Origin of the sequence: Treponema denticola (genome assembly GCF_024181605.1) — a bacterium.
Lineage (GTDB): Bacteria > Spirochaetota > Spirochaetia > Treponematales > Treponemataceae > Treponema_B > Treponema_B denticola_B.
Genome location: NZ_CP054477.1, coordinates 461,394 through 486,617, shown reverse-complemented (window position 1 = coordinate 486,617; position 25,224 = coordinate 461,394). Strand labels below are relative to the sequence as shown.

27 protein-coding genes and 2 pseudogenes are annotated in these 25,224 nt (G+C 39.3%); 5 read left to right on the top strand and 24 right to left on the bottom strand.

All coding sequences use genetic code 11. From position 1 onward, the window contains the following. Positions 1-4: 4 nt before the first annotated feature. From rpsL to E4N80_RS02095, 8 genes are all read right to left on the bottom strand, one after another. Positions 5-379, bottom strand: a complete 375-nt coding sequence (rpsL, locus tag E4N80_RS02130) for a 30S ribosomal protein S12 (RefSeq protein WP_002670535.1) — start codon at positions 377-379, stop codon at positions 5-7. 103 nt (positions 380-482) lie between these two features. After that, positions 483-902: a YbaN family protein gene (locus E4N80_RS02125; protein WP_253700076.1), complete on the bottom strand. Its 420-nt coding sequence runs from the start codon at positions 900-902 to the stop codon at positions 483-485. A gap of 123 nt (positions 903-1,025) precedes the next feature. Next, entirely contained in the window at positions 1,026-2,099 is a 1,074-nt protein-coding gene (locus E4N80_RS02120) for an LptF/LptG family permease (RefSeq protein ID WP_253700074.1), read from the bottom strand. Continuing rightward, entirely contained in the window at positions 2,096-3,229 is a 1,134-nt protein-coding gene (locus E4N80_RS02115; protein ID WP_253700073.1) for an LptF/LptG family permease, read from the bottom strand. The genes E4N80_RS02120 and E4N80_RS02115 overlap by 4 nt, the downstream gene beginning before the upstream one ends. Positions 3,230-3,247: 18 nt before the next feature. Then, positions 3,248-3,682, bottom strand: a complete 435-nt coding sequence (dut, locus tag E4N80_RS02110) for a dUTP diphosphatase (RefSeq protein ID WP_002670520.1) — start codon at positions 3,680-3,682, stop codon at positions 3,248-3,250. 71 nt (positions 3,683-3,753) lie between these two features. Then, complete coding sequence (gene pnp, locus E4N80_RS02105; protein WP_080613101.1) at positions 3,754-5,850, bottom strand: polyribonucleotide nucleotidyltransferase; 2,097 nt, start codon at positions 5,848-5,850, stop codon at positions 3,754-3,756. Positions 5,851-5,966: 116 nt separating this feature from the next. Then, positions 5,967-6,236 (bottom strand): 30S ribosomal protein S15, encoded by a 270-nt coding sequence (gene rpsO, locus E4N80_RS02100; protein ID WP_002671840.1) that lies wholly within the window; start codon positions 6,234-6,236, stop codon positions 5,967-5,969. Between the two features lie 3 nt (positions 6,237-6,239). Beyond that, a complete protein-coding gene (locus tag E4N80_RS02095; protein ID WP_253700071.1) occupies positions 6,240-7,103 on the bottom strand; it encodes an FAD synthetase family protein in 864 nt (287 codons plus the stop codon). Between the two features lie 142 nt (positions 7,104-7,245). On the opposite strand from E4N80_RS02095, the gene E4N80_RS02090 reads away from it, so the two are divergent. Further along, the gene (locus E4N80_RS02090; RefSeq protein ID WP_253700069.1) at positions 7,246-8,817 is read left to right on the top strand and encodes an NAD-dependent epimerase/dehydratase family protein; all 1,572 of its coding nucleotides are present in this window, start codon (positions 7,246-7,248) and stop codon (positions 8,815-8,817) included. Here the strand turns inward: E4N80_RS02090 and E4N80_RS02085 are convergent. The 14 genes and pseudogenes from E4N80_RS02085 to glmS all read right to left on the bottom strand — a co-directional run bounded on the left by E4N80_RS02085 (position 8,791) and on the right by glmS (position 19,196). Continuing rightward, entirely contained in the window at positions 8,791-9,702 is a 912-nt protein-coding gene (locus E4N80_RS02085; RefSeq protein WP_253700067.1) for a DUF4097 family beta strand repeat-containing protein, read from the bottom strand. The two genes, E4N80_RS02090 and E4N80_RS02085, sit on opposite strands and share 27 nt — an antisense overlap. After that, positions 9,699-10,367, bottom strand: a complete 669-nt coding sequence (locus E4N80_RS02080; protein ID WP_253700066.1) for a permease prefix domain 1-containing protein — start codon at positions 10,365-10,367, stop codon at positions 9,699-9,701. Before E4N80_RS02080 ends, E4N80_RS02085 begins: the two co-directional genes overlap by 4 nt. Before the next feature lie 19 nt (positions 10,368-10,386). Then, positions 10,387-10,713 (bottom strand): PadR family transcriptional regulator, encoded by a 327-nt coding sequence (locus tag E4N80_RS02075; RefSeq protein WP_002670505.1) that lies wholly within the window; start codon positions 10,711-10,713, stop codon positions 10,387-10,389. 67 nt (positions 10,714-10,780) lie between these two features. Next, positions 10,781-11,713, bottom strand: a complete 933-nt coding sequence (locus E4N80_RS02070) for a magnesium transporter CorA family protein (RefSeq protein WP_253700064.1) — start codon at positions 11,711-11,713, stop codon at positions 10,781-10,783. Positions 11,714-11,784: 71 nt separating this feature from the next. Then, the gene (locus tag E4N80_RS02065) at positions 11,785-13,134 is read right to left on the bottom strand and encodes a CCA tRNA nucleotidyltransferase (RefSeq protein ID WP_253700062.1); all 1,350 of its coding nucleotides are present in this window, start codon (positions 13,132-13,134) and stop codon (positions 11,785-11,787) included. Between the two features lie 51 nt (positions 13,135-13,185). Further along, positions 13,186-13,842 (bottom strand): annotated as a pseudogene (locus tag E4N80_RS02060) (PD-(D/E)XK nuclease family transposase); the annotation flags it as partial. Positions 13,843-13,955: 113 nt separating this feature from the next. Beyond that, positions 13,956-14,164 (bottom strand): annotated as a pseudogene (locus E4N80_RS02055) (hypothetical protein); the annotation flags it as partial. A 192-nt stretch (positions 14,165-14,356) separates the two neighbouring features. Continuing rightward, positions 14,357-15,205: a hypothetical protein gene (locus E4N80_RS02050; RefSeq protein WP_253700060.1), complete on the bottom strand. Its 849-nt coding sequence runs from the start codon at positions 15,203-15,205 to the stop codon at positions 14,357-14,359. Between the two features lie 98 nt (positions 15,206-15,303). Next, positions 15,304-15,744 (bottom strand): Hsp20/alpha crystallin family protein, encoded by a 441-nt coding sequence (locus E4N80_RS02045; RefSeq protein ID WP_253700058.1) that lies wholly within the window; start codon positions 15,742-15,744, stop codon positions 15,304-15,306. 271 nt (positions 15,745-16,015) lie between these two features. After that, on the bottom strand, positions 16,016-16,756 hold the full coding sequence (rnc, locus tag E4N80_RS02040) for a ribonuclease III (protein WP_253700051.1): 741 nt from the start codon (positions 16,754-16,756) through the stop codon (positions 16,016-16,018). 24 nt (positions 16,757-16,780) lie between these two features. Beyond that, positions 16,781-17,017, bottom strand: a complete 237-nt coding sequence (gene acpP, locus E4N80_RS02035; RefSeq protein ID WP_002689634.1) for an acyl carrier protein — start codon at positions 17,015-17,017, stop codon at positions 16,781-16,783. Between the two features lie 12 nt (positions 17,018-17,029). Next, the gene (gene rpmF, locus E4N80_RS02030) at positions 17,030-17,218 is read right to left on the bottom strand and encodes a 50S ribosomal protein L32 (protein ID WP_002670496.1); all 189 of its coding nucleotides are present in this window, start codon (positions 17,216-17,218) and stop codon (positions 17,030-17,032) included. Positions 17,219-17,364: 146 nt separating this feature from the next. Next, on the bottom strand, positions 17,365-18,744 hold the full coding sequence (glmL, locus tag E4N80_RS02025; protein WP_253700049.1) for a methylaspartate mutase accessory protein GlmL: 1,380 nt from the start codon (positions 18,742-18,744) through the stop codon (positions 17,365-17,367). A 32-nt stretch (positions 18,745-18,776) separates the two neighbouring features. Beyond that, positions 18,777-19,196, bottom strand: coding sequence for a methylaspartate mutase subunit S (glmS, locus tag E4N80_RS02020; RefSeq protein WP_010696482.1), 420 nt, complete (start codon positions 19,194-19,196; stop codon positions 18,777-18,779). A gap of 138 nt (positions 19,197-19,334) precedes the next feature. Here glmS and E4N80_RS02015 point away from each other — a divergent pair, with 138 nt between their 5' ends. Genes E4N80_RS02015 through E4N80_RS02000 form a run of 4 tightly spaced genes read left to right on the top strand, consistent with a single transcriptional unit; the run spans position 19,335 to position 23,435 of the window. Continuing rightward, the gene (locus tag E4N80_RS02015) at positions 19,335-19,583 is read left to right on the top strand and encodes a hypothetical protein (protein WP_253701038.1); all 249 of its coding nucleotides are present in this window, start codon (positions 19,335-19,337) and stop codon (positions 19,581-19,583) included. Further along, on the top strand, positions 19,573-20,547 hold the full coding sequence (locus E4N80_RS02010) for a TRAP transporter TatT component family protein (RefSeq protein WP_253700041.1): 975 nt from the start codon (positions 19,573-19,575) through the stop codon (positions 20,545-20,547). The genes E4N80_RS02015 and E4N80_RS02010 overlap by 11 nt, the downstream gene beginning before the upstream one ends. Continuing rightward, positions 20,544-21,572 carry a TRAP transporter substrate-binding protein DctP gene (dctP, locus tag E4N80_RS02005; protein WP_253700039.1) on the top strand — a complete coding sequence of 343 codons (1,029 nt, stop codon included), beginning with the start codon at positions 20,544-20,546 and terminating at the stop codon, positions 21,570-21,572. Before E4N80_RS02010 ends, dctP begins: the two co-directional genes overlap by 4 nt. A gap of 15 nt (positions 21,573-21,587) precedes the next feature. Beyond that, a complete protein-coding gene (locus tag E4N80_RS02000) occupies positions 21,588-23,435 on the top strand; it encodes a TRAP transporter large permease subunit (protein WP_253700037.1) in 1,848 nt (615 codons plus the stop codon). 70 nt (positions 23,436-23,505) lie between these two features. Here E4N80_RS02000 and E4N80_RS01995 read toward each other — a convergent pair whose 3' ends face one another. Together E4N80_RS01995 and xseA are read right to left on the bottom strand one after the other, a co-directional pair. Further along, positions 23,506-23,934: a hypothetical protein gene (locus E4N80_RS01995; RefSeq protein WP_253700035.1), complete on the bottom strand. Its 429-nt coding sequence runs from the start codon at positions 23,932-23,934 to the stop codon at positions 23,506-23,508. Positions 23,935-24,027: 93 nt separating this feature from the next. Next, positions 24,028-25,224: an exodeoxyribonuclease VII large subunit gene (gene xseA / locus E4N80_RS01990; protein ID WP_253700034.1), complete on the bottom strand. Its 1,197-nt coding sequence runs from the start codon at positions 25,222-25,224 to the stop codon at positions 24,028-24,030.

Here is a 25,224-nt window from a genome sequence, read left to right as displayed (position 1 = left end):
CCCCCTAAGCCTTGGGCCTCTTGGCTCCGTACTTGGAGCGGCCTCGTTTTCTGTCTTCTACACCGAGAGCGTCTTTAGTACCGCGTATAATGTGATAGCGTACACCCGGGAGGTCCTTAACACGTCCGCCTCTTACGAGAACAACAGAGTGTTCCTGCAAGTTGTGTCCGATACCGGGAATATAAGCGGTTACTTCGATTCCGTTACTTAAACGGATACGGGCAACCTTTCTTAAGGCCGAGTTCGGTTTTTTAGGCGTAATTGTCTTAACGCTGGTGCAAACACCGCGCTTTTGGGGGCAAGACTGCAAAGCAGGACTCTTTGTCTTAACTGCAGCAGATTTGCGTCCCTTTTTTATCAATTGATTAATTGTAGGCATAAGCCTTATCTCCTTAATTTATCCGCCAGCACTACGGAATATCAGAAAGTATAGTATAACATAAATTTTAAAAAAAAGTCAATGCCGTAAAAAGGCCTTTATTTTATCTTTTTTCAACACAACCCGCATCTGCTTTTATTGCCGATTTTTCATCATCCGGAAGAGTTTTTATCTTAAATATAAATACGTAATATTTAACCAAAAATACACAGGCTATTAAAATTCGGGCATATAGTTTAGCCGAAAAATAAAAAGCGGCTGCAAGCATGATTGAGGCAAAGGAAAGTATGATAAGCTTGTTTTTTAAAGTCATACCCTTTTTTTCGTAAAAGCTTTGAATGTATTTTTTATGAAAAGATGAGCTCATAAACCATCGTTCTAGTCTTTCGGAGCCCTTAGCAAAGCATAGGACTGTTACAATAAAAAAAGGTGTTGTCGGTAAAATAGGCATGATGATACCTATAATTCCAAGGCCCAGACAAATAAAGCCCAACACAATCCAAAAAATATTTATTATCTTCATAATCCTCTCACCTCTAGTTAGTCGTAATTTATGTTATTTTTTAATTTTTATCAAGTAATTAGATTTTAAGGTCCTTGCGGGCATCTTTTAAAAACTTTATCAGATTTTTAGAAATGTCCGGCCCTAAGTCCGCGATTTTTTTAGTAAAATGATACTTAAAATAGAGAATATAAAAATAGGAGTCCACGCTCCTGCAAGGGGCGAAATGTATTCCCATTTTGCACATAACATAGTCACCATTTCCGTAACATAGAAAAGAGTTGCTATTCCTAAACTGAACAAGATACTCATCAACAGGATATTCTTTTTAAATTTACCGCCCAAAGAAATCGAAAAAAATAAGACTATAAAAATCGTAAACGGAAATGAAAAGCGCCTGTTATATTTTGAAAGGGCCTCATAATACGGAAGGCCGTTTTTTTTAAGGGCAGCTATAAATTCTTTTGCTTCCGAAATTCTCATTTCATCGACTGAGCTTAGATTTTTTTGAAAATTAGAAGGAGACTCTGAAAGAATTATATTATCGGGAATATGGTTCAAACAGCTTACACTATTTTTTTCATCAAATCGGTAGACTTCAGCACTGTCAGTAGTCCAACGGTCTTCATTCCAGACCATATGAGAGCTTTTAATAATCAACGATAAATTTCCACCCTCGTCACGGACTACTATGTAGGCATTTGCAAGAGTTTTATTTTCTGCATTAAAATAATCGGCCGTGTATACGATTTTTCCGAGTTCGGATAAAATTACCAAATCTTGAGTATCCAAACTTTCTTCTTCTTGCAAAAGTTTTTTTGAAAGCTGCGTTTTTTCATAAAAATACTTTATAACCACATTGTCTTCAAAAAAAATCATCCCTACGGAAAAGAAAAATCCTAAAATCAAAAGGGGAAGAGTAAAACGTCCTAACGATATTCCCGCCGAAAATATCGATGTAAGCTCATTGCGGGCATATAAATTTCCCATGGTGTAAGAGCCGGCAAAAAGAATTGCCAAGGGCACGGAATAAGCAATACATTTAGGAATGTAGAGCCACATAACTTTTACAATATCTTTAAACTGTGCTCCGTTTTGAAGATAGGCAACTATGTTGGCAAATAAGTCTCCCAACTGCAAAAGCAAGATAAAAAAAAGCATTGCTACAACGAAGGTTGGTATAAAAAGTTTAAGCAAATATCTTTGAAGCAGTCTCATTTTAAGAACCTCTTTATTGCAATCACAGCCGTGCAAATAACCAATAAAACATTCGGAAACCACATTACAAGAGCACCGTTTATATTTAGGCCCGATTCAAGGCAAAGCATTTGCCCGCCTATTAAAAATGCCCAATAAGCAACTGAAATTAAAAGCCCCACTATAAAACCCGTACTCTGATCATAGGTCTTACCGGCACGGCTTATAGCAAAAGCCAACAATACAAAAAAGAAGGCTCCGAATGGAACCGAAAATTTACGGTGAAGCTCCATAATATAGATATTCAAAAGACGCGGGCTCGTATCACCGGCTTCCTTTTTTTGCTTTATGTCCTTTATTAGGTCATAAGAAGTCATCTTGTCGGGGCCTGCACTCGAAATAAACTTAGGGGCAACATCCTTTGCAAGAACATTGTAGGTTATACTTTCCCCATAGACAACATCGAATTTAGATCTATTGTTTAAATCCAAATTTAAAAGACGAGGATTGAGCATTTCAAGCTGCATGATAATCGATCTGTCGTTGGATTTTTTTACATCGGTTTTAGATGAAGATAAAAATCTTTTTGCTCCTCTCTGACTTGAATCGATTATTAAAAGATCATGGATTGAATTATCCTTTATCAAGCCGGAAACAACTATCGAATTTTCATTACGCTTAACCGAATAAGACTCAAGTTCAAGAGCAGGAGTCGAAGAAGCAATATTGTAAAGCACCTCGTTAAATTTTATCGTCCCGCGCGGAATCAAAATATCGTTTGTTATAAACGAACCTACCGAAACAAAAACTCCTAAAGCAAAAACCGGAATCAAAATAAAGGAGGTCGAAATTCCTAGAGCATTCATCGAAATAAATTCATGGTCAGCCGAAAAACGGCCCAAACACATGAGGGTTCCGATCAAGGCTGCATATGGAGCTGTTGTAGCTATTATAAACGGAAGAGAATAAAACAAGAGCAATAAAACATCTTTTGTGGGAGCTTTTTTAGATAGGATTTCTTCCGCCATTAAAAGAATCTGATTTACAAAAAAAATAAAAAAGAAGAACAAAAAAGAAACTATAAAATATAAAAGGAGTTCTTTAAAAACATATACAAAGATTGTTTTATGATTAAACGACAGACCTCTCATAAACTACGCTCTTTTTAATCATGCTATTCCTGTAGAACCGTAGCCCCCTGCTCCGCGTTCGGTATTGGATAGCTCATCCTTTTGAACAAAATCAGCCTGAATAGCTTGGGCAATAACGGCTTGGGCGATACGGTCTCCGTTTTCTATTTTAAAGTCTTCATTTCCGAGATTTATTAAAAGAACGGCGAGCTCTCCGCGGTAGTCCGAATCTACAGTGCCGGGAGTGTTTAAAACGGTAATGCCGTGTTTTAGGGCAAGCCCCGATCGGGGACGCACTTGAAGCTCAATTCCCTTAGGTAATTCGACTGAAAGGCCTGTAGGAATTAAGCATCTTTGCATGGGTTTTAAGATAATGGGTTCTTCAATAAGGGCCCGCAAATCCGCTCCGGCAGATCCGCTCGTTTTGTATTCCGGTAAAAGGGCACCTTCTTTTAATTTTGTAAAAACTTCCATTTACAATCTCCTAAAATCACCATGCGCAAAATTTAAAAGCATGGGCCGAACAACCGGCTCCATGCTCCTTTTTATTTGGAACGCTCTTCAAGAGCATCGACATAAGAAAGGTTGAGCCTTCCTAGCTTATCGATTTCCAAAAGTTTAACGGGTATTTCCTGTCCTTCTTTAAGCACATCCGAAACCTTTTCGACTCTGGAGCGTGAAAGTTTTGAAATATGGCAAAGGCCTTCTTTTCCGGGAAGGATTTCGACAAAGGCACCGAAGTCCATAATCTTTTTTACGGTTCCGTCATAGATCATTCCGACTTCGGGATCGCTTGTGATTCCCTTAACAATACTCTTTGCGCCTTTAAGATCCGAAGTTCCGTCCTTGCCGTAAATGGTTACAGTACCGTCATTTTCGGTATTGATTGTTACATTATACTTATCCGAAATAGCTTTTACATTCTTTCCGCCGGGGCCGATTAGAGCACCTATCTTGTCTTCGGGTATTGTCATCATCTCAACCCTTGGAGCATATTGGGAAAGTTCCGCATTGGGAGCGGAAATACACTGATTCATTATGCCGAGGATGTGCATTCTTCCTTCTTTGGCCTGTGCAAGGGCATTTTTCATAATTTCAGGCGAAACACCTGCAATCTTTATGTCCATCTGGAAACCCGTAATTCCGTCGGCCGTACCTGCAACCTTAAAGTCCATATCGCCTAAGTGATCTTCTTCTCCAAGAATGTCGGAAAGAATGGCATAGCGGTCATTTCCTTCGGTGATAAGCCCCATGGCAATACCTGCAACCGGCTTTTTCATGGGAACGCCTGCGTGGAGCATGGAAAGGGTTCCCGAACATACGGTAGCCATCGAAGAAGAACCGTTTGATTCCAAAACCTCCGAAACAACACGTACAGTATAGGGGAATTTTTCCCTTTCGGGAACCATCGGATAAAGGGAGCGGTGTGCAAGGTTTCCGTGCCCGATTTCTCTTCGGCCCGTTCCGAGCCTTCCGACCTCTCCTACCGAGAAGGGCGGAAAGTTATAGTGAAGAATAAAGTTTTCTCTTCTGTCGCCTTCGATGTCATCATATATTTGTTCGTCAAAGACCGTTCCTATAGTTACAACACCCAAGGACTGGGTCTCGCCTCGTGTGAAGACTGCCGAACCGTGGGGACGGGGAAGAACTCCGATTTCGCAGGTAATGGGACGAATGTCCTTAGTGCCTCTTCCGTCAACCCTCAAGCCCTTGTCCAAGATATTGGTTCTTAAAATATTATACTCCATCTCTTCAAAGAGGGCATTAAAAAGTTTAAGCTGAATTTCGTCTTCAAGCTGTTCGGCATATTTTTCGGCCAATTCTTTTTTTACCTTGTCCGATTCTTCGCGGCGTTCCATCTTTGTTGAAAGATAGAGGGTTTTGCTTAAACGAGGGAAGGCTTCGTCATAAATTGCCTGCTTATTTTCAAGCTCGGCTTCAAGGGGAACGAGGGGAAGTTTTTCTTTTCCGGCAAGTTCGCGTAAATCTTCCTGCATCTTGCAAAGAGCCTTGATCATTTCATGGGCTTTTTCCAAGGCTGTGAGCATTACCTCTTCGGAAACCTCGTTAGCACCGCCTTCGACCATCGTAATGCCCTCTTTTGTTCCGGCAACTACGATTTCCATATCGGCCGTTTCAATTTGACTAAAGGTCGGGTTTATAATGTATTCGCCGTTTTTATAGGCAACACGGGCCGCTGCAACGGGGCCGTCAAAGGGTATATCCGAAATATGAACGGCTGCAGAGCTCGCGATAACTGCAAGGATGTCGGGCGGGTTTATCATATCCGTTGAAATACATGTAGGAACAAGCTGAATTTCCCGTCCGAATTCTTTGTTAAACAAGGGGCGCATAGGCCTATCTATAAGACGGGAAACAAGGATTTCCTTATCCTTTGGTCTACCCTCTCTTTTTATAAAGCCTCCGGGGATTTTTCCGGCTGCATAATATTTTTCGTTATAATCAACCGTTAGGGGGACATAGTCTAAACCTTCCTGAGCCTGTCCCGAGGCACAGATTGTAGCTAAAATTGCGGAACCGGCATATTCCGCATAAATAGAACCGTTGGCCTGTTTTGCCAAATAACCGGTTTCTAAAATTAAATCATGTTCGCCGATTTTATAAGTTACTCTTTTTCTCATCATTTTTTCTCTTTGAAAATCTCTTCTTTAAAATTACATTAATTTTAAAACTCAATAAATAAAGATAAAGGCGCAAGGACAAGAATTCAGCCTCCCTGTCCCTGCACCTTATCAAACTACTTTCTAAGGTTAAGTTCTTTAAGAATAGTTCTATAACCTTCAATGTCTGTTCTGCGGTAGTATTTAAGCAAACTGCGTCTATGACCTACCATGCTGATCAAACCTCGTCGGCTGCCTGCATCTTTAGGATGATCCTTGCAGTGGTTTGTCAACTGGTTAATTTTTTCGGTCAATAAGGCAATCTGCACCTTTACATCGCCTGTGTCTTTTTCGCTTGCACCGAATTTTTTTACAATCGATGCTTTTTGTTCTTTAGTAACTGCCATTACTTACTCCTTACAAATAAATTCTATAGTGTCAAAATTATTAAGGTCTTTTAGCTCAAAACCTTTTGAATCCTTTTCAGGAAAACACAAGAGCAGCCCCTCGTCATTTATAAGGCAATGAGCTTCTTGTTCTTGTCTGTCTGTTTTTTGAACCAAGACCCTATACTTCCCGCTTTGCGGAAGAATCTGCGATATATATGCTTTGGGAGCAAAAATGCTGTTTTTGTCCTTTACCTCCCACGGCAAACTTACGAAATCAAATAAAAAAGGATAACCCAAAAGTTCTTTTGCAAGGGAAAAATCCCCTAAACTTACAGCTTCCCTGATAGCACTGGAGCTAATCTTAAGGGAGCCTCGATTTACGGGATCGATGGAATCAAAGCAAAAGCCTTTCTGAGGGGCGATTTCTTTTAAATCGTCAACCCCCAATCCTCGGCGATATCCGCATAAAAAATCGCTGCCTACAGCCAAATACTTCATACGGATAGTCTTTATAAGAATATCAAAGAACGCAGTTCCCTCTATTTTAGCAAAACTTGCGGAAAAGTCAATAAGTACAATGAAATGAAAACCTAATTCCTGAAACTTTTTTAATCTTAGCCTGAGCGATGAAACATCGCCCGAATAAGCCTTATTTTTTACTGCTGCCGGCGAGCGGAAAAAAGTAACAAGCCCCGGAACAAGGGCATTTTCGGCTGCATAGTTTAAAACCTGCCGTAAAAGCTTATCATGGCCTTTATGGGGGCCGTCAAAACCGCCCACACTAATCGCTGTTTCTTTTCCTTCGGGGAAAAAATCCGAACCCGTCAAAACAGACTGAGCTGCTTCAACCAGAGCCTCCCACGAAATTACCTTAAAATCATCCATTACTATAGAGCGGATTATATCTTTTTTTCTATTTTGTTTCAAGAGGACTTATACTTATTCCCGGTTTTGGGCTTAGATTGGAGTTTGAATATTTTTTTTTATTCCTATTGCAAAAGTCTAAAAAGTTTTATAATATAGACATATGAAAAAGACTATTTTAATTACCGGAGCTTCAGGCTCCATGGGCTCTGAAGTATTAAAACAAATTGCCGAAACCGGAAAATATAGCATTACCATAATCTTACGGACAAAAAAAGTCAATATACGTTTAGCTAAATCTTTGCAAAAAAAATATCCGGATATTTTAAAAATTATCTTCGGAGACTTATCAATCTTTGCCGACTGCGAAAGAGCCGTCGAAAATGCCGATTATATAATCCATTGTGCAGCTATAATTCCTCCCGTAATCGACCACAATCCCGATGCAGGCTATAAATCAAACTTTTGGGGCACCTTAAATTTGATAAATGCCGTAAAAAAACGACCCCAAAAAGACAGAATAAAATTTATTCATATAGGAACGGTCGCCCAATACGGGAACAGAACCTTTAAACACCCATGGATAAGAACAGGAGACCCTTTAATAAGTTCAGCCTTTGACTTTTACGGGGCTACGAAGATTATGGCCGAGCGGGAAGTAATAGAATCGGGCCTAAAATATTGGGTTTCCTTGAGGCAGTCGGGAGTTTTATATGATGATATTATGCTTAAAAACATGGATGACGGCCTTATGTTCCACACAGGCTGGAATACTCCGATAGAATGGGCAACAGCCCGCACCTCAGGCCTCATGCTTAAAAACCTCATCGAAAAAGACACAGGCGGCACCTTGCCCGAAGATTTTTGGAAGAAGGTCTATAATATAGGAAACGGAAAAGAGGCACGGGTTACCGGTTACGAAACCCTAGACCGAGGCTTTAAACTCATGGGCAGATCGGCAAAGGAAATTTTTAAACCCTACTGGAATGCGGCCCGCAACTTTCACTGCGGCTGGTTCTATGATTCCCGTATTTTAAATGATTATCTTGACTTTCAATATGAAGGCTTTGAGGACTTTTTTAAAAAACTCGATAAAAAATTTTGGTATTTTAAGCTGGGAAAACCATTTCCGCGTCTTATTAGAAAATTTGCCATAGAACCTCTTTTAAAAACAAGCAATGCTCCTCTTTATTGGGTTAAGAATAATTTTGAAGGCAGAATAAGGGCTTTTTTCGGCTCGAAAGAAGACTTTGAAAAAATCCCTCAAAACTGGAAAGAATATAACCTTTTATCGGAAAACAAAAATCCGAAAACGGGAGAAATGCTGAACTATTCCGAATTAAAAGATGAAAAAAAAGCCGCTTCCCTTTTGCTGAATCACGGCTATGACGAATCCAAAAAAGAAAACGAACTTGATATAAGCGATGTACGGGAGGCAGCCCGTTTTAGGGGCGGCGAATGCTTAAGCACCGAAATGAAAAAGGGCGACCTCTACACTCCTCTTGAATGGAGCTGCGCTTACGGCCATAAATTTAAAGCGAGTCCTTTCCTTGTTCTAAAAACAGGGCACTGGTGCCCCGAATGCGCATGTCCTCCATGGAATTTTGATGAACAGGCAAAGAATGTCCCTTTTTATGCACAAATTTGGTATGACGATCACAGCTCCGATGAAAACAATTTTTATGATAAGGACTGTTTTAGGGATATTTTAGCTTCTAATTCTGCAATCTCCTGAAACGGTTTTTATAAAAAGCCGCGGGCTGTCCGTTTTATAGACATCGTATATTTTCTTTTCGGCGGAAGAGCCGGTAAAATGATTTTTATAATCACCCGAAGATGAATTAAAATCGCATGAAAAGCCGGTTATATCTTTAGGTAAATATATTGAAAAGTCTCCTGAAGTACTGTTAAATGTAGAATCGTTTTTAGGTGCGGATAAAAACCTTAATTTAAAATCTCCCGATACGGAAGTTCCGGTAAACCCGCAAATAAATGCTTCACCTTTTATGTCGCCTGATTTTGTATTAAATTCAAATTGATTTTCAATCTTGGAATTTCTAAAAATCACATCACCACTGACACTTTTAAAATGTAAATTCTTTAGTGTAATGTCATAAATCCTAATATCCGAAGAAGAGCTTTCGATAAATGCACTTATTGTATTTTCAGTCATACCGTTTCCGGTATTCTCTGCAATATATAACTCGGCACTCGGTATGGAAATCTCGATTCTATGCGAATAATTCCAACCGAAAAAAAATCTCTTTTTTTCATTTTTAGAAGCCGTAATAAGGAGAGCTTCATTTTCTTTTTTTATTTCGGGAAGTTCTTTATTTTCTTCGATGCCGATAATTTTTACTAGAATTTTATCATCGTTACTCGGAATAAATTTTATGTCTTCATTGATAAGCGATGCCTTTATAGAATTTATTTCGTTTATATCAAATTGCATTTCTTTTAACACGGAAGTATGTGGATTAAATTTTCCGTTTACAATACCGAATCTCATAAAATCTTTATATCCCGACCGGTTAAATCTGCGTAATTCATTTGTAAAAAAAGCAATGACTGCAAAAGCCAAACAAAACCAGGCAAGAGCCAAAATAATATTTTTTTTCATTTGCTTTCCTCATCTTTATAATTAGACCAAATAATAAGCAATTTTACGCCTTGCCAAACAGCTATGGCGGCAATAAAAATAAGCCATGAAATATGCCATGCGTGTGTGTAAAAACTTACCGCCAAATAAACGAGCGGAACTAATGTCCAATAAAATTTTTCAAGCGATGTGAAAAAATAGTTTTTATTAGGACCGTAATTATCATGCGAAAATATTTTTTCTTCTTTTTTGAAATAAGATTGAACTTCACTTGGAGTACTCATATTTGCATAAATTAAAATGGAGGTTGCAACAGCCGCCATAGAAAGCAGCAGCGCAACACCAATATAGGCATAACGAGACGTTGATAGAAAAATAAGCACGGCAGGCGAAAGCATATACAGTGCTACGGCAATTGAGGTAAGAAAGCCTTTGCGCTTGCGTTCTTTATCGATTTTTTCGGTAATCTCTTTATCCGGTAAAACCGTTTTAATAAGTTCATCGACATCTCCAAGTCCTGCAATAGCAAACCCGTAAGCCTCATGTTCGGATTTGCCTTCTGCCAGCAATGCTTCAAACCGGTCATTTAAGTTTGCCAAAATTTCATTCCGCAGCTCGATAGCTTTGCGGCTTTGAGGAACACCTTCAAAAAGAAGCCCTACATAGTTTTTAATTTTCTCGTTCATTACCTTCTCCTCTATTCTCCTATAATTCAAGCAAACCGGAAATAGCAGCGGAAAATTCTTCCCAATCGTTTACATTTTCACGGTACAACTTTTTCCCCGTTTTTGTGATTGAATAATACCGCCTTCGGGCACCCGTATCGCCATCACCCCAATAGGAAGTTAAAAGTCCTGCCGCTTCCAACCGTCTAAAGGCAGTGTACAATGTTGCTTCGGTAAGTTGAAATAAGGATGAACTCTTTTGATGAATTTGTTTATTTATTTCATAACCGTAACTGTCCTTAGAATACAGCCGGCCTAAAATAAGCGTATCGGTAAGTCCGCGTAATATCTCCTGTTTGTTTAACATATGTATATTATAACATAATATACATAACCTGTCAAGGTATCTAAAGTAAATTAGGCAATAAGAATTTTTATATCAGTTTTTTCTTTTTAAACCAGCAAAGTCCTAAAACAACGATGGCAATACTCAATATTATAACCGTAATATAGCCGTACTTCCATGAAAGCTCAGGCATGTGGGTAAAGTTCATACCGTACCAGCCCGCTACAAGAGTCAGAGGAAGAAAGATTGTAGTTACAACCGTAAAGATTTTCATAATCTTATTTAGATGGAGGTCCAGCTGAGCTTGATAGGATTCCCGTAACTGATTTGAATACTCCCTTAAAATACGGATATTTGCTCCATAACGCTCTACCCTTTTGGAAAGCAGATTTATGATTGTCAACTCTTCTTCGGTAAAAATTTCGTTTTCGTTTTCGGCCAGCTCTTGGCAAAAATCTTCCAACTGATCATAATAACTAAAGAGGGTTAAAAGCTCGTTGTTTATATTTGAAAGCTCCGTTTCAAAGTGACTGTCTTCTTCTATTTTTTCCCAAACCCGCATTTCCAGTTCCGATATTTTTTTTCTAAAACGGTGATAGACACCGGCATGGGACTTGATAAGCTCTTTAAAAAAACGGTTAAGAATACGCGGAATATTTCTTTCACGAACTATAGTTTGCTGTAAGGCAGTTTCAAAGGCCTTTTGGGTAGAATAGTCCTTGTCGATAATTTCTATTGCCAAAAAAAGATTTTTCGATATATAAAGACCTATCGTATCACGGTCTTTAAAAATGTTTTCCATTTCGACTATATTTATAACACCGAAACTGTAGTCTTCCCAAACGCCGAGGGTATTTTGTTGGGAAAAATCGCTGCATTGCTCGATAAAAAGAGGATCTAGGCCTAAAAGCCCTTGAAGCTCGATGAGTTCTTTAAATCTTATATAGCCGGCAACAGGCCCCGTTATTTTTTCGGCCCGAGGATCAATCGGTGTCAATTCTGCATCTAATTTTACAAACATATCTTAACTTATCATATTTTTTATATTATGGGAACCTCTAAAAACTTCAGTTTTTGAGGTTTTCCTTAGATTTATTTGCTTAAATTGGAATTTATTGCTTCCGCAATTTTTAAAAGTTGAGTCTTGGTATTTTGTGAAGGGTCTTCAAGAACAGCTTCAAATAGCTTTTGTAAGATTATGCCGAGTTTAGGCCCTGCAGGAATTCCGATTTCCATCAGCTCTCTGCCGCCGACGGCCAGATCTTTTAAACTCAGGGCAGAATCTTCGGCTATGACTTTTTCAAGCCTCTTTTTAAAGGAAACCAAATTGCTTAAATCGGGAGCCTGTCCCGTCATGCCGAAACCGTCTGCTCTTCTTAAATCGAAGAGATTAGGAATATTTTCTACTCCGGTTCTGACTATAAAGCGGCGGACGGCAGCATCGCTCCAATCTTCCGTATAATGAAACATGTGAAGCCCCACCAGATGAGAAACCTCTTCAATTTCCTTATTCGGGAATTTTAAACGCTGCATTATCTTTTTGGTAAGTTTTTCCGAAACCGCCTCATGCTTATAAAATGTATAATCGCCGTATTCATTTTTTTCTCTGGTGCTTACCTTTCCTATATCGTGGAAAAGGGCAGCCAATCGTACAATCGGATTATCTTGCGGAGCGGTATCGCAGCTTAAAAAGCTGTGGTCAAGCACATCGAAGGAGTGCATTCCTTTTTGCTCAACCCCGCGGCAATCCGAAAGCTCGGGCAAAAAGACTTTTAAAAGCCCCGTATCCTCCAAGAGCCTTAAAGAAATTATAGGATGCTCACTTAAAAGCATTTTAACGAATTCGTCCCGAAACCTTTCTATCGAAACTTTTTTGCAAACTTCAATACTTAAAGGAATCGCTTTTAAGGTTTCTTCTTCTATCTTAAAGCCCAGCTGTGAAGCAAAGCGGATCGCCCTGATAGGTCTCAAGCCGTCTTCCCCAAAGCGGTCAAGGGGAGAGCCGACGGTTTTAATGGTTTTTGATTTTATCGATTTTACGCCCTCAAAAGGGTCAACAATGGAGCCGTCCTTTAAAGAAACGGCTATTGCATTCATAGTGAAGTCTCTGCGGCTCAAATCTTCTTCGATTGAACGGACATAGTTAATCTTCTGAGGTCTTCGGCCGTCGGAATAATCGGCCTCACAGCGGAAGGTAGTACATTCTATTTTTTCGCCCTTGTAAAGAATAGTAACCGTACCGTGGGCTATCCCCGTAGGAATCGTCTTATGGAAAAGGGCTTGAACTTCCTTGGGTTCGGCATCGGTAGCTATATCATAATCCTTGCACGGCTTTCCTAAAAACCAGTCCCGCACAGCTCCGCCCACAAGATAGGCCGAAAAACCGGCATTAAAAAAAATAGAAGCGATTTCACTCATTTTTTTTGAAACAGGATAGCGCATAGGAATAAAGTTTACACAAAAATTTAGGACCTGTCTATAGGCTTTTTTAAGCTAGAGCGCTTCTATTTTTTCTCGGCTCAAGCCTGTACCTTCAGCTATTTTACCAATATCAACACCAAGTCTTTTAAAAGACGCAGCCAATTCCACTTTTGCTTGATATGAGCCTTCAGCTAAACCGGCAGTTCGGCCTTCTGCCAAGCCCTCTCTTCTAGCTTCACTGCGTTCATCTTCCACATACATCCGGTATTTTTCGTCAGAGAGTTCTATTGCCATTCGCCTCTCTTCATCAGTTACCCTAAAGAGTGTTGCTTCTGCCATTTTTATACCCTCCTCTAATTTACACAATTCTTCCAACATTCCGCTTTTTTTGTCTTCTTCATAGTTGGCTAAAAATCTTATCCAAAAATCTTTTAAGCTATACTCTTCCAATCTCTTTTTCATAGTATAACCTATTAGCTCGTTTAATTCAACATAAAGATATTGAATTATTGAGCTCTCAGACATCTTTACAAGCTCTGCGTTTTTAGGAACATCGCAGCCGAAAACGGAAAGACTTATAGCGTACAAAAAATCGTCCTCTTTGGGTTCAGTCTTTAAAAAGCGGGAAGCTAGGCGCATGAGGTACATTTGACTTCTGCGATGATAATTTGTTTTCCAAAACTGCTGCATCTCAAGGTCTACAAGAAGACCGTTGTCGGTTCTAATCAACAACCCCGACGCAAAGCATCGGGGTATGTTGTTCTCATAAGGTGGTTGCAGTCGGCTTTAATACCCTTTGTTACGACGCAGAGCGTCGGGGTATTAAACCCTCCGCACGAATCAAAAAATCGAGGCGGTAAGTTTCTCCCGAAGGCCTATCCCTGATAAGCTCGGTGTTTATTATTTCTGCCTTTTTGATTTTACCGTAAGAATCTTCCAAAAAAGCGTTTAGGAAACTTATAAGAGCCTTATTTCCTTCTTCGCCTTTGGAAAACATCAGCTTAAAAACCCAATCGGTTTTGGGGTTTAAAATAGTTTGTTCATTTGACATAACTTTTCTCCTTAAAACAGCAAATTATTCTTGCCTGTCTTCACATAATTATAGGGTTCTAAGTTGAATAAATAGTAAAATTTTGAAAAAAGAATTGTTTATTTTATAGCGACGGAATATAGAAAAGTTTTTAAGAATTTACATTTTTATATTTTATTTATTTTTTTTTGAAACAGGATAGCGCATAGGGGTTCACTCATACATCGAAGGAACTAAAAGGTTAAATTCCATGATAGTCTTAGCACCGGGTATTGTGATTCTATATATACCCCTTTTCAACCTTTTGGTAAAATTTACTTTGGAAAGATCTATGTTTTTTATACAAAAGACATCATCTACATAGATTTTTTTTCCTCCATATTCGGGAAAAATTTGAATAAACTTTTTTTGAAAAACATCCTTATCGATTTTTTTGACCTGAAAAACCGGAACCGAAAGGATTAGATTTTCTTTTTGAAACAACAAGATGTTTAGATCCAAATTTGCAGCAGAATATTTGCGTATTTCGGAAGCCTCATTTAAAAGACTTCGAGAGCCTTTTTTTAGGCTTTTTTCCAAAAGGCCGCCCTTTTTGTTCTCCAAAAGGACAGCCCTATGCTCAATAAAAAGAGAAATTAAAAGATGGTTTGATTCGGAATTTACTCCTGCGGGTGAGAAAAACGGGATCGGCTTTTTTGCCAGCGCCTCTTGAGAGGCCGATTCCAAATAGCCTTCAGCCTGAGTCTTATAAAATTCTTCGATAACCGCATTCGGAAGGATATTTTTTACGGTTTCAGAAAAAACTTGAGGAGGCAGAATCGATGAGCATAAAACAAAGAGGTATGACAGGTTTCCGTCGGTTTGAATATAGGCATCAATAACCACAGCTCTGGCTTCTACGCAGGCCAAAGAAATCCTCATACGCAATACAGCGCCTTGCTCGCTCATAAAATTCTCTTGTACGGCAAAAAATTTTAGACCGTAAAGAAATTCCCTGCGCAAAAGCGAATTGGTTAAAACAGAGGAATTGGAATTTTCATATTGTCTATATACGGAAACCATCGATAATTTTATCGGCAGTTTTTACACAAAGCATTATAAAAAAACTGCGCCCTGCCCTAAGGCAAGACGCAGGTAAGCTGGTGAACAGAGGTAGTTTTTTATGCAGTTTTGATTTCTATTTGTTTTGGCTGGGTATCAGGTTTTCTCGGAATATTTACAACCAAAACACCGTTTTCAAATTTTGCAGAAACTTCATCGGAGTTTATATCCTCAGGCAAGGTAAAACGCCTCATAAAATGCCTTGAACTTCGCTCCTTTATGATGTACTCTGCTCCCTTATCTTCCTTTTCTTCTTTTTTGGAAGATGAGATTGTCATAAGCCTATCTTTTAAACTGATTTCAACATCTTTTTCGCTGTAACCCGGAAGATCTACTTCCATAACATAGGCTTTTTCGGTTTCGCGGATATCGACACTCGGCATTCCGCAGCTTGCATTCTTGATCGGAGCAAAAACTCCAAAATTGGGACCCAAGCTCTTATCAAGGGCATCAAATACGCTGTCCGTAAAAGACGGACTAAAAAGACTTAAACTATTCATAAAGCACCTCCTGCTTATAAGTTGTTCTTTCAAGCTCAATGAGCGGCTCTTTGAGCCGGCTGTTTAAGCTGTCACTTATATATAAGCAATTTCTATGCCAATCTATAAGAAAAGAGGCGGTTTTTGACATAATTTTATAATTTTATATTGGATATAGAATTATAAAATCGAAATAATTAAAATAAACAGATTTTTGATTTTTAAACATAGAAAATACAAATGAAATCGTTACAAAAAACACCACTGTGCCAAAATTTCATTTTAAATAGAGTTATTTTGACACAGTGGACTCTGAACACAGGTTTTCATAGGCTACTTTTGCTACAGACTGTTCAGCTTCTTTTTTTGTTTTACCTGAAAGGGGACCGTAAACTTTACCGTTTACCGAAACCGAAAACCAAAAAGTGCGGTCATGGTCGGGACCGCTTGCCTTTTTAAGCTCATACTTGGGAACCGTTTTAAATTTCTTTTGTACCAATTCCTGAAGGAGGGATTTATAGTCACTTATAAACTTCTTTTCTAATACCGAATTGATGGTAGATTCCAAAAGCCTTAGAACAAATTTTTGAGCTGTTTTAAAACCCGAATCAATATAGTAGGCTCCGATAACGGCTTCAAGGGCATCGGCAAGGATGGCCTTTTTCTCTCTTCCGCCGGACATTTCCTCTCCCCTTCCTAAAACCAAGTAATTACTTATATTCAGTTTAGAAGCAGTCTTTGAAAGAGCTTCCTCGGAAACAGCAGAAGCCTTTATCTTTGCAAGCTCCCCCTCCGGCTTATCTTTAAAAGAATTATAAAGATAGGAAGCAGCGACAAGCCCGAGTACGGAGTCCCCTAAAAACTCGAGACGTTCATTATTTGCGTGGAAATTATTATGTTCGTTGGAAAAAGACCTGTGATGGAAGGCTAGATCAAGCAAGCGTAGATCTTTAAATTTCAACCCCGCTTGCTTTTGGAACTCGAGGAGCTCCTGCTTCCTCTTGGGTTCAAGACCGCTTTTTATCGGAAACAAAGAGCTGCTCCTTAAAAACAAAACTTATTTTTGCTGAGATTTGATAAATTCATAGGCGTCGCGGACTGTTTCAAACTCATTAGCCTTTTCGTCCGGGATCTTAATGCCCATATCTTCTTCGAGAGCATAAACAAGTTCATAGGTGTCAAGACTATCGGCACCTAAATCCTGTCGGAAAGAAGAATCCAATGTAACCTTGTCTTCATCGATTTCCAACTTTGTTGCAATTAATTGCTGAATCTTTTTGAATAAATCATCCATAAACTATCTCCTTTAGTCTAATTTATCGGGGTTAATAACCTGCTTGCCTTTATAAAACCCGCATTTGGGGCATACATGATGAGGCATAATCAAGTTACCGCATCCGGAACACTCAACAAGATTTGGCGCTTGTAAACGCATATTAACACCGCGTCGGCGTCTTGTTCTAGCTTTTGATGTATTCGCTCTTGGTACAGCCATACTCAATCCTCCACTACAAAATATCTAAAATTAAAAAAGCATATCTGCCGCACCATTATGCGGCCTTACCATACATTTAAGGGCTCATACTACACTAAAACGCATAAAAAGTCAATACAAAATTGAAAAGATGATAAAATATCGGCTTATACCAAATGTTTTTTCATTATTCTTATGGCCATATCAGGATCTTCGGTAGCCAAAAGCCCCATGGCCGATAGTATATACTCCTTATCAAGAAGAAACTGAGGATTTTTAGGTTTTAAGCTAAAAGGATCATCCTCACGGAATTTGCATGCTTCCATAATTTCCTTATAATGGGAATTATAAACTAAGATTCCGCCCGTTCCTATTATATAACGCAGCTGGGTTAAATCCTTTCCCTCTTGCTGAAAGCTGGCACCGCAGCCCGTATAGACAGGGGTCAAAACTCCTACGTGCCTGCCCATAGAAACATCGGCACAAACCTTGGCAACAGCACAATCAAATGCCAAATCTTTTTCGTTTTCAGAAATAAAATCGGTGTGCTCATTCCGTTTTTTGACTTCTTCTTCAATATTGTACTTATACTCTTTTGAAAGATAGTGTCTAAGCCCATGAGGGCCTTGAACATCAGCAACTGTCGGAAGTGAGTAACGCATACCAAGGTCGCCTTCCACTGTCCTCTTTAAAAAGGCTTCAGGGAGACCATACAAAAAGACAGAGCCTTGAGTCGGATCTCCTTCAGCAGCGGAATGAACGTCGGTTGTAGCCCCGCCTATATCCAAGACAATGAGGTCTCCTAAACCGGCTTCATTTTCAGTACCTTCGGATAGAGTTTGAGCCGCCTTTAGGACGGCAGCAGGGGTCGGCATCAGGATATTATCTATATTGTTTTCGACATGGGTCATACCCTTTGCATGCACGATATTATTCATAAAGATACTGCGGATTGTTTCACGTGCACTTTCAACATTGAGCTTGTTTATCTTCGGCATTACGTTTTCGGCCAAGTGAAACTCTACCTTGTCTTTAAATATCTCTATGATTTCATCTTCGGCACTCTTGTTGCCTGCAACAACGACAGGAACCCGTACTCCGTAATCTGCAAGCATCTGCGCATTGTGGATTATACAGCGTGAATCGCCGCCGTTTGTGCCTCCGGCCAAGAGGATTATATCCGCACTTGAGTTTACGATCGCCTCAGCTTCACTCTTGTTGAGATTGTGGCTGTAAGTGTGAATTACCTTGGCTCCGGCACCGAGGGCTGCCCGTTTTGCTGCCTCGCTTGTAAGTTCCGGCACAAGGCCTATGGCAATTATCTTTAAGCCCCCTGCCGCCGAGGAGCAGGCAAGGCTTTTTACCACCGTATAATCCATTCCGGTTTTTTTGTGCAAAAGCTCAAGGGCATTATTATAGCCTGTCATAACATCAGTTTCAACAGTAGTATAAGCCTTTGCCGTACCGATTATGTCTTCTTTTTCGATATCTACAAGAGTTACTTTTGTATTAGTACTTCCAAAGTCAACAAATAAATAGCAGTTCATTTTGAGTAAATCTTAATGCGCTCTCTTAAGTCCTATGCGTGATCCGGAAAGTCGGCATGTAAATCTTTAATAGTCGTTTCGACCGGTGTTCCCGGCGGATAAACATGATCAAAACCCATTGCGGTAAAACGCTTATGTACCTCATTGAAATCCTGTTTACCTACAACTATGTTTCCGCCGACAAAAAGCTTAATCCCTTTTAAGCCGGCTTCATCGCATTTTTCGCGTAAACCCTTGCAATCCAGCTCTCCTTGACCGTAAAGCGAAGATACCAAAATCGCATCCGCATTCGTTTCAAGGGCTGCATTTATAAAGTCTTCTTGGGGGCTTAAAACGCCTATATTGGTTACTTCAAAACCGGCTTCGGTCAAAGAGTAATCCAAAATTTTATTACCGACAGCATGACAATCAGAACCTATTACACCCAGTACAAGTTTTATTTTTCTTGCCATATTCCGCCTCCTAAAAATTTATCGTGTTGAGGCCTAGTCTATTCTTAAAATGAAGATGTGTCAAGTACATTAAAAAGACGAAGAGTACTTCTTGTAAAAAGTATCAAAATTGAGTATATTGTCCTTATGTCGGAAAATGTGTCGGAAATTACAGACTGGGAAACACAAAAATTTAACGAGCTCTTTGATGACGAAATAAGGGTTTTAACTAGAAGAAGGGCAAATTCCAATGACTGCTCCATCGAAGACCTGCAAGGTACCTTAGACGCTCTATACATATTGGAAGGAAACAATATTGCCGGACGCAGTAAGGTGCATGAAATAGCTCTTTCCGCTTCAATCGCAGCCTACGAAAAATTTATAGAGGACTGGAAAAATGAAAAATAAGATTATCTTTACACTCATCATTATTATCGGCTTGATTTTTTCTTCTTGTTCGATAAAAAAAATGGCCTATAATTCGGCAGCCAATGCAATGGCTCCCCTTCCTGAAAAAAAAACAAAACCTGCTCCCGATGCTCCGAACCCAATTACGGCTTTAACCGGAGAAGATGATGTAGAGCTTGTCGGGGAAGTTTTTCCCATCATTTTAAAACTCTATGAGGGAATGCACATAGCAAACCCCGCACATAGGGGGCTTGCCATAATGACAGGCGAGCTCTATATAATGTATTCGAATGTATTCGTAGAAGGTCCTGCGGCCTATCTTTCGGATGACGAGTACGATAAAAAAGACAAGGCTTTTAATAGAGCAAAAAAGTTTTATAAAAGAGGCTATAACAAAATTCTTTCAGCCTTAGACATGGCTTATCCCGGATTTACCGAAGCTATAAACTCCGACAATACGGAAAAAATAGAAGCAATGCTAAAAAACTGTAAGCCCTATGACACGGAAGCCCTGCACTGGGCGGGAGCCGGTATCTTGGCCGCCTTTTCCCTTGATCCTTTGGATATTCAATGTTTACAAAAAGTTCAAGGAGCAAGACTTATGCTCGAAAAGGTTTGCAGCCTTGATCCTAGCTATTCTGACGGGGCAACATGGGAAATTTTAGCAAAATTCTATGCCTCCGCACCGGACAGCCTAGGCGGTAATATTGAAAAGGCCGAAAATGCCTATAAAAAAGCGCTTGAGCTTTCTCAAGGAAAAAGTCCTTCAATATATGTAACCTATGCCCTCTCTTTTTGTGTAGCTAAGCAAGACAGTAAAGGATTTGATGAAGCAATAGAAAAAGCTTTGGCTGTCAATCCCGAATCGGATCCGGATAATAAGCTGGTCATCAGCATTTCACAAAGATATGCGGAATGGCTAAAAGAAAATAAAGACATGTTTATATTGGGAGATATAAAATGAAGAAAAAATTATTGTTCGTTTTTTTTGTGCTGATAACGGTTTCATGCATCTTTGCTCAACAGAAGATTATTTTAAAGATTGCAAGCAGTGCCCCGTCGAGAACACCTTGGGATATCGAATTAAAAAAGTTAGCCCAAGAATGGAATAAGATAACAAAGGGTCTTGTAAGCATCAGGTTTATGGATATGACCGTCCTTGGGGGAGAAAAAGCAGGAGTTGTAAAGATGAAACCTTCACGCCCCGGACAAAGACCTCAAATTGACGGTGCAATTTTAACTCCGGTTGGCTTAAATGAACTTGCACCGAATGCAAAAATTTTTACCCTTTCCCTGCCATTTTTAATACAAAGTCAGGAAGAGCTTGATTTGGTTTTAAGCAAATACGGATATGCCTTTGAAAGCGAAATACAAAAAAACGGATGTAAGCTTATAACATGGTCCAATGTAGGATGGCTTTCATTTTATACAAAGGATTCCTATTCAAGCCTTGATGAGTTAAAAAAGATAAAAATGCTGTGCTCAAATGACACAAAGGATTTTACGGATGTGCTAAAAGTCTCAGGTTTTAATGTATTACCCGTACTACCCGCCAAATTCACTCAAGAATTAAAGGCCTCGGCAGGAGCAAGGAGTTTTGCATCGGTTTCTATTCTTGCTTATACACTAAGACTATACAAGGACGTATCCTATATGCTTGATGCACGTCTATGTCCTATAATGGCAGGCTTTGTTATGTCGGATGAATCTTGGGCACTTATCCCTGATCAGTATAAACCGGCAATGCTGGAAGCAATGAATAAAACAACAAAAAGTCTAAACGCCGCCCTTGAAGATATGGAAAGGGAATATGCAAAAGAAATGAAACAAGGCGGTATAAAAATAATAAGCCTTAATCCTCAACAAAAAAAGGAATGGACAAAAGAATTCCATGAAGATATGAAAAAAGTTCAAAAAACACTTCCTAATATCATCAATGCGGAAATATACGAAAAAATAACAAAACAGCTTGAAGCATACCGAAAATAAGTATATTATATCGGAATGAAAAAGGTAGTTAATGGTTTTATTCTAGCTCTTACGGCAGTACTGATTGTACTGCCTTTTGTAAGCCATATACTTGCAAATTTAGGCGGAAATAGTTTAGAGTATGAGCGGTTGATTGTTCAGCTGGTCTTTGTTTTTGCCTGCCTTGCAGGTCTTATCACAACAATAGGAAAAAAACAACTGAATATAGAAGTTTTTACTTTCAAATTAGATAAAAAAGTTCAGTTGATAATAAATGCATTTTTATCCTGTGTAAATATAGCAATTCTTACAGCCGTATTTTTCTCCGTATTCCCAAACTACAATATGCTATCTTCAGAAGATCGTGTTTTATATATCCCGATAAAAATTTTCTTCTCTGCCCTCCCTCCGATGTACTTAATAATACTTGCATTGGAAATAAAGAGAAACAAGTGCATAGTTTCAAGCATAGCAGGGCTTTTAATAGGACTTTTAATAAGTACGGGCTCTATTTTGGGCCTTTTAAATTTAGTATTCGGTTCGTGGTACCCTGAAATAAACGATTCAGGTCTTGCAAATCTTTTAACCGGTATTTCCGAGTCCGTGCAAATTTTTTCTGAAAATGCTATTTGGCTGATTGTTTTAATTTTTACCGTATTCAGCCTTTTCGGTATGCCTCTTTACATTGTGCTTTCAGGTCTGGCATATTTTGCCTTTATGACCACAGGAGGCTACGTAGAGAGTATCCCCATGGAAACCTATAACATCTTAACGGATACATCCATAGCTGCAATTCCTCTATTTACGGTTGCAGGCTATCTTTTGGCAGGAGGAAGTGCCGGAAAAAGGCTCTTGGATTTTGTTAAAAGCTCTGTCGGCTGTATAAGGGGCGGCGTTGTGATTGCAGCAGTATTGGTTGCAACATTTTTTACAACCTTCACGGGAGCATCGGGAGTAACCATCTTAGCCCTGGGAGGGATTTTAAGCGTAATTTTAAAAGGTTCGGCCTATTCGGAAGATGACTCGGAAGCCCTTATAACAGCATCCGGTTCCATAGGTCTCTTGTTACCTCCAAGTTTGGCCGTTATAGTCTATGGGGCAACCAATTTTATGACCGTAAACATATTTGACCTCTTTAAGGGAGCCATTCTTCCGGGAGCACTCTTAGCCTTGTCTATGATGGTCATAGGAATCATAAAAGATAAAAACTCAAAAAGAATTAGGTTTTCAAAAGAAGCTCTTGCTCAAAGTTTTAAGGCAGGTTTTTTAGAGCTTCTTCTTCCCATATTGATAGTAATTGTGTATTTTGGAGGATATTTTACCCTTTTTGAAACCGCAGCCTTTACGGTTTTATATTCGTTTGTGCTGGAAGTTTTTATAAGAAAGGACTTGAGCATAAAAAAAGCTATCGACGTTATTTTACAAAGTATTCCCGTCGCAGGAGGAGTGCTTGTAATAATAGGAGCTGCAAAGGGGCTGGCCTTATTTTTAGTCTATGCAGGAATCCCCGAAATGCTTTCGGATTTTGCAATTACCTTTGTCGGTTCAAAGGTTTTATTTTTGCTGCTATTAAATATTTTGCTGTTGGTAGTAGGCTGTATTATGGACTTATACTCGGCTATCTTGGTAGTATCGCCCCTTATAATTCCTGTTGCCGAAAGTTTCGGTATACATCCGGTACATACCGGAGTAATATTTTTAACTAACCTAGCTCTCGGCTTTTTGACACCGCCTATAGGAATGAACCTTTTTATAGCAAGTTATACATTTAAAAAGCCTGTAATAAAAATAGTAAAAAACATTCTACCCTATCTGGCTGTTCAATTTATTATCTTGCTTTTAATCACATACATTCCATGGTTCAGCATGGCTTTTATCAAATAAGAATTGAATTTGTAAATTGTGATGAATGACAAATGACAATCGGCATTTGCCATTCATCAATCGAGATAGTTTAAACTCGGCTTTTATCCTTTACTGCAATAATAGCACCCAGAATCATTAGGTGCCTTGAAAGTTGTGAAAGATAATTTAATACGGACATTGTGCTTGTAAAAGTATTACCATTGATGGGACCGATAATATCTATTAGTACAATATTTACAATCCATAAAATCATAAAAACAATTAGAATTATACCGGTCAAACGAATTTCGCCCGAAAAAAATTCTACAATCAAAAATACACCTGCAATCAATTCAGATACAGCCAAAGTTATTATAATAACCGTTGTTATTGTTCGGCTTTTAAAGACGGCATCCAAAAGAGCAATAGTCTGGCCTAATTCTCCTGCAGTTGAGCGGATAAGACCTAAAACACCTGCAACAATCAAAAAGAAAGCTAAAGCAATCTGAAGCACAACAAGCCCTACAGTTCTTTTCATAAGAACCTCCATAATTAAAAAATAGATTCTGTAAAACAGTTCTTTTTATTGTATCGGAATAAGAAGGCTCTTGCTGTAGAGATAAATTGAGTTTTAGCTCATTGCTTTTTTTACCTCGGCCTCGATTTTTCCTTTTGAAGGCTGAATTAAAAGGCTTTCGCCTTCTTTAACTTGGGAAAAGGAGCGGATAGTTTTTCCCGTTTCGGCATTACGGACAATGGAGTAGCCCCTGTCCAAGATACCTTGAGGGTTCGCCCCTTCCAAAATCTTATTTAAAACTAAAAGCCGTTGACGAAACTCCTTACATCGATCTTGCATAGCGGATAAGATTTCTTCCTTTGCATTGTCAAATCTTGCAAGAAGGGGCTGCTGAATGTTTCTAAAGCGCAGCTCCAATGAATCTGGCTTAAAATTATTTAACATGAGTCTTATCCTTTCGATGCGGTTTTCAATATTTTGTGTAAGGTCTTCCCGATTTACGGCTATGGAGTACATAATATCGTTTAAGATTGGAGCGGCCAGCTCTGCGGCGGCGGATGGGGTGGGAGCCCTCATGTCGGCGGCAAAATCGGAGAGAGCCCAATCTATTTCGTGCCCTACTGCAGAAATGACGGGGGTCTTGCAGGCAGCTATTGCCCTGACAAGATCTTCATCCGAAAATGGAAGGAGGTCTTCCAAAGAGCCGCCTCCCCTTCCTATTATGATAAGGTCGCCCAAGTTTTTTTCATCGGCAATTTTTAGCTGCCTGATTAAGACAGGAGCGGACTCTTCTCCCTGTACGATTGCAGGAAGAACAACTATGCCTATTTTTTCGTTCCGTCTTTTTACTACATTTATAATATCCCGAACGGCGGCTCCTGTGGGACTTGTAATTACGGCAATCCGTTTCGGAAAATAAGGCAAAGGTTTCTTTCTTTCAGAATCAAAAATGCCCTCTGCGGCAAGCTTTTTTTTACGTTCTTCCAGCATTTTTAAGATATTTCCCTCGCCTGCAAGGCTCATCTCTTCTATTATAATCTGATAGGAACCGCGCTGCTCATATACCGAAATTGCCCCTTCAGCTTTTACAGTCATCCCGTCCTTGGGCACAAAGCTCAAAGAGCGGGTCTTTCCCTTAAACATCACGGCTTGAATCGAGGCCTTTTCATCTTTTAGCGTAAAATAAAGATGCCCCGCCGCCGAGGGACGGAAGTTGGAAATTTCTCCTTCAATCGAAACATATCCGAAGCCGGATTCCAAAAGCTCTTTTATCTGTAAAGTAATTTCATAAACGGAATAAGTTTGTGCCAT

Coding starts and splice junctions, on each gene's coding strand:
- rpsL (WP_002670535.1), bottom strand. CDS start 379: ATGCCTACAATTAATCAATTGATAAAAAAGGGACGCAAATCTGCTGCA.
- E4N80_RS02125 (WP_253700076.1), bottom strand. CDS start 902: ATGAAGATAATAAATATTTTTTGGATTGTGTTGGGCTTTATTTGTCTG.
- E4N80_RS02120 (WP_253700074.1), bottom strand. CDS start 2,099: ATGAGACTGCTTCAAAGATATTTGCTTAAACTTTTTATACCAACCTTC.
- E4N80_RS02115 (WP_253700073.1), bottom strand. CDS start 3,229: ATGAGAGGTCTGTCGTTTAATCATAAAACAATCTTTGTATATGTTTTT.
- dut (WP_002670520.1), bottom strand. CDS start 3,682: ATGGAAGTTTTTACAAAATTAAAAGAAGGTGCCCTTTTACCGGAATAC.
- pnp (WP_080613101.1), bottom strand. CDS start 5,850: ATGAGAAAAAGAGTAACTTATAAAATCGGCGAACATGATTTAATTTTA.
- rpsO (WP_002671840.1), bottom strand. CDS start 6,236: ATGGCAGTTACTAAAGAACAAAAAGCATCGATTGTAAAAAAATTCGGT.
- E4N80_RS02095 (WP_253700071.1), bottom strand. CDS start 7,103: ATGGATGATTTTAAGGTAATTTCGTGGGAGGCTCTGGTTGAAGCAGCT.
- E4N80_RS02090 (WP_253700069.1), top strand. CDS start 7,246: ATGAAAAAGACTATTTTAATTACCGGAGCTTCAGGCTCCATGGGCTCT.
- E4N80_RS02085 (WP_253700067.1), bottom strand. CDS start 9,702: ATGAAAAAAAATATTATTTTGGCTCTTGCCTGGTTTTGTTTGGCTTTT.
- E4N80_RS02080 (WP_253700066.1), bottom strand. CDS start 10,367: ATGAACGAGAAAATTAAAAACTATGTAGGGCTTCTTTTTGAAGGTGTT.
- E4N80_RS02075 (WP_002670505.1), bottom strand. CDS start 10,713: ATGTTAAACAAACAGGAGATATTACGCGGACTTACCGATACGCTTATT.
- E4N80_RS02070 (WP_253700064.1), bottom strand. CDS start 11,713: ATGTTTGTAAAATTAGATGCAGAATTGACACCGATTGATCCTCGGGCC.
- E4N80_RS02065 (WP_253700062.1), bottom strand. CDS start 13,134: ATGCGCTATCCTGTTTCAAAAAAAATGAGTGAAATCGCTTCTATTTTT.
- E4N80_RS02050 (WP_253700060.1), bottom strand. CDS start 15,205: ATGGTTTCCGTATATAGACAATATGAAAATTCCAATTCCTCTGTTTTA.
- E4N80_RS02045 (WP_253700058.1), bottom strand. CDS start 15,744: ATGAATAGTTTAAGTCTTTTTAGTCCGTCTTTTACGGACAGCGTATTT.
- acpP (WP_002689634.1), bottom strand. CDS start 17,017: ATGGATGATTTATTCAAAAAGATTCAGCAATTAATTGCAACAAAGTTG.
- rpmF (WP_002670496.1), bottom strand. CDS start 17,218: ATGGCTGTACCAAGAGCGAATACATCAAAAGCTAGAACAAGACGCCGA.
- glmL (WP_253700049.1), bottom strand. CDS start 18,744: ATGAACTGCTATTTATTTGTTGACTTTGGAAGTACTAATACAAAAGTA.
- glmS (WP_010696482.1), bottom strand. CDS start 19,196: ATGGCAAGAAAAATAAAACTTGTACTGGGTGTAATAGGTTCTGATTGT.
- E4N80_RS02010 (WP_253700041.1), top strand. CDS start 19,573: ATGAAAAATAAGATTATCTTTACACTCATCATTATTATCGGCTTGATT.
- dctP (WP_253700039.1), top strand. CDS start 20,544: ATGAAGAAAAAATTATTGTTCGTTTTTTTTGTGCTGATAACGGTTTCA.
- E4N80_RS02000 (WP_253700037.1), top strand. CDS start 21,588: ATGAAAAAGGTAGTTAATGGTTTTATTCTAGCTCTTACGGCAGTACTG.
- E4N80_RS01995 (WP_253700035.1), bottom strand. CDS start 23,934: ATGAAAAGAACTGTAGGGCTTGTTGTGCTTCAGATTGCTTTAGCTTTC.
- xseA (WP_253700034.1), bottom strand. CDS start 25,224: ATGGCACAAACTTATTCCGTTTATGAAATTACTTTACAGATAAAAGAG.